General features: G+C 62.5%; 1 protein-coding gene. It reads left to right on the top strand.

Annotated elements, in window-relative coordinates:
- Positions 1-19: 19 nt before the first annotated feature.
- On the top strand, positions 20-411 hold a 392-nt coding region (locus CS062_RS25585; RefSeq protein ID WP_199174392.1), incomplete at its 3' end, for a hypothetical protein.

The following is a 411-nucleotide window of genomic DNA, read 5'->3' as shown; positions in this document are numbered from 1 at the left end:
ACAAGCAGAGGGGAAGCAGATGGCAAGCGATCTTGAACCAACCAGACCAGCGCCTGTCGACAAGACTTCCGACGACGTTGACGCGGTCGAGCCGCGCGACGGTGAGCTCGTCCTTACCGTGCAGCAGGAGGGACTTCTGGTCGCGGGCGAGCCATCAGAGATCGAAGCCTACGTCGAACGCATCCGCAACGTGACGGGCCATGCTGTCGATGTCATCGGCGTGGACAAAGCGTCCGTCGGCAATGCCGCCGGCCTCGCCGCCGGAGCAGCATCCTTCCTCGGACAGACGGCAAAGTTTGTACAGTTGCACCCGGACAGCCTCAGGGCGATACAGAAGCACGAGCTGATCCCCGGTACGGACGGCTTCTACCGCATGATGACGCGCGGCGCCGACAAGAAGTTCGTCAGCCA

Origin of the sequence: Roseateles chitinivorans, assembly GCF_002761755.1 — a bacterium.
GTDB lineage: Bacteria > Pseudomonadota > Gammaproteobacteria > Burkholderiales > Burkholderiaceae_C > Roseateles > Roseateles chitinivorans.
Note: the sequence above shows the minus strand (reverse complement) of the source record. Positions and strands in the feature narration are given on the sequence as shown.